Source organism: Arthrobacter sp. zg-Y1219 (assembly GCF_030125545.1).
Taxonomy (GTDB): Bacteria; Actinomycetota; Actinomycetes; order Actinomycetales; family Micrococcaceae; genus Arthrobacter_B.
Genome location: NZ_JASKLY010000025.1, coordinates 1 through 2,657, shown reverse-complemented (window position 1 = coordinate 2,657; position 2,657 = coordinate 1). Strand labels below are relative to the sequence as shown.

Sequence of the window (2,657 nt, the reverse complement as noted above, 5' to 3'; positions counted from 1 at the left end):
TCTGGGAGAACACGACTTCAAACGGTTCTCCAAAGTATAAAGGGTTGTGTTGATCATGCTGCTTGCGTCCACTATGTGGTTCCCGGATAACAAACCCGTGAGGTTTGTCACCCGTGGAACCGGCACCACCGTACCCCTTTCAGGGTGTGGTGTGCCGTATAATTACAGTTATAACTTCGCTATTGCAACACGTCGTTTTTTTGGTGTGTTGTGTTGTGACCATTGATTTCCCCTCATCCAGGTTTGTTTATGGGTGGTGCGGGTGGAAGGGTTACGGCGGTCATAGCGTGGGGGAAACGCCCGGTCCCATTCCGAACCCGGAAGCTAAGACCCACAGCGCCGATGGTACTGCATCCGGGAGGATGTGGGAGAGTAGGTCACCGCCGGACAATATTTACGGTTGAAAGACACCGGTTGTTCAGAGAGTAAGGCCCCGCCATTGGCGGGGCCTTACTTGTTTAACCAGGGAATGTCTATAGGTAATTTGGTCCCTCCCCGGCTTTCTACGGATATTGCGGTTCCGCCTACCCCCGGCTTCGGATTCCACATACTGTGCCTAGCACACAGGCCGAACTGGTTTCGGCATGGTCACTCGCGAATCATCCCCAGGGATAGAAGCAGGAAGACCCCTATGAGCCATTATTCCTTTCCATCCGGCCTGCGGCGTCGGCCGGGGCACGGGCGCCGGCTACGCAGGTCACTCTTAGGTACGGCCGCCGTTGCGGCGCTGCTGCTGGCACCGTTCGCGGCACCCGCGAATGCCCGGGTTACGGATCCGGACCCCACTGAGCCGGCACCGGTGGCCAGCGCAAACGCGGATGTCGTTTTTACCAGTCGAGGCGAAGGTCAAAGTATTCAGGGTTTCCTGGCCGACGAGCCCACCCCGCCGGATCTCACGCTGCCTTATCCCGAAGACAACCCCGTGGGAGTCCCTGCTGCCGGCGGATACACCGGCGTCCTTAACACTCTGGACGCCGATGGCCGGCTCGGCCGGATGTATTGCATCGACGTCACGATAGGTACCACCCTCGGCGTCGGCTACGTTAACGCCCCCTGGGAGGAAGCCGACATAGCCAACCTTGGCTACGTAAATTACATCCTGAACAACTACTATCCTGCGAATCCCGCAGCCCCAGCGGGCTTGTCGGTAAACCAGCAGGCTGCGGCGGTGCAGGCCGCGATCTGGTACATAACCGACGGATACCTGGTCAATACTACGGAGACGGTCATCAGGCCCGCGGTCGCGGCGATCGTCGAAGACGCCCGGACCAACGGGCCTCTGCCGGAACCGCCCCCGCCGAACGTCACCGTGACTCCCCCGGCTGCCGCGGCTCCGTTGGGAAGCGTCGCCGGCCCGTTCACGGTGGCAGCGGAGGGAAGTGCAGCGATTACGGTTTCCGTGCCGACCGGATACACCATGTACTCCGATGCTGCGGGGACCGTCCCTATCCCGAACGGAAGCACAGTCCCTACAGGGACCCAGGTCTGGGTGGGTGGCCCGCCGGCATCCACCGACCCGGGAGTCCTCAGGGCACGCGCTGCCGTCAACGTCCAGACCGGCAACGTCTACCTCTACGACCAGGCTGATCCACTGTTGGAAAAGCAGCCCATCATCCTCGCCGAGACCACGGTGTTGAATGCCGCCGCCGAGGCGACGGCGGAGTTCTTTGTACCGGGAGACCTCGTGGTGAACAAAACGTTTGCAGGAGAAGCGATAGGCAGCCAAGGTGCAATCGCGCTTGCTGTCGACTGTGGTGCAGCGGGGCTGTTTAGCTTTGAGATCCCCGCGGGAACCACAGCTCCCGTCAGTGAAACGATCGTTGATCTTCCGGTGGGTACGGTGTGCTCCGTTACCGAACCGGTCACGGGATCCACTACCGAAGTGACGGTGACGCCGACCGTCTCGGACGCGGTGACGATCACCGAGGGGGAGAATGTCCTCACCGTCGCCAATACGGTGGAATTCAATCCGGGGAGCCTTGTGGTCACCAAGACGATCAGCGGCTCGGGCGCCGGCCTGCAGGACGACGTCGTGCTTCACGTCCAGTGCGGTGACGGGCTGATTGACGAGACGTTCGTGATCCCCGAGGAGACCACTGCGGATACCTATACCCGGCGGTACGAAGGTATTCCGGCGGGAGTGCTGTGCCGGGTCTCGGAACCAGCGTCCGGAGCCAACGAGGACGTCACGGTGGAAACCTCAGGCACTGGTGAAGTGGGCATCCTGCCCGGGCAGTCTCAAACTGTCGAGGTGGTCAACGTGTATGCACCTGTGCCAGTTACCGAGCAACAGCCGGTTGCCGAGCAGCAGCGGCCCACTGAGCAACTGCCGAAGACCGGTGCCGACGCAGCCACGTACGGCGTCGCTATTGCCGGTGGTGGGGCACTGCTTGCCGGATCATTGTTGGTCCTGGGATCAACGCGTCGGCGCCACAACAGCTAGGGTTTGATCAGCGGCGCTTTAGTACCGGAGCCGGGCCCCTCAAAGGGTCCGGCTCCGGCGCTGCCGGGGCGATTTGCGGGCCCGGCGAAACCTGTGTAGAGTCTTCTAAGTCGCCGCGGCCGGGAGTTGGAAAACTTCACGAGCATGGCGGCCACACCACACCAAAAACATCCTGGTGATCCATCCTGCGCTGAGAAGCCCGGGAGCGGAAAGC

Annotated in this window: 1 protein-coding gene and 1 rRNA gene; both read left to right on the top strand. The window is 61.3% G+C overall.

What is annotated here, in order from left to right; all coding sequences use genetic code 11:
* The first annotated feature begins 272 nt into the window (after positions 1-272).
* Positions 273-389, top strand: a 5S ribosomal RNA gene (gene rrf / locus QNO00_RS17245).
* A gap of 242 nt (positions 390-631) precedes the next feature.
* Positions 632-2,443, top strand: a complete 1,812-nt coding sequence (locus tag QNO00_RS17240; protein WP_284025431.1) for a DUF5979 domain-containing protein — start codon at positions 632-634, stop codon at positions 2,441-2,443.
* Positions 2,444-2,657 lie beyond the last annotated feature (214 nt).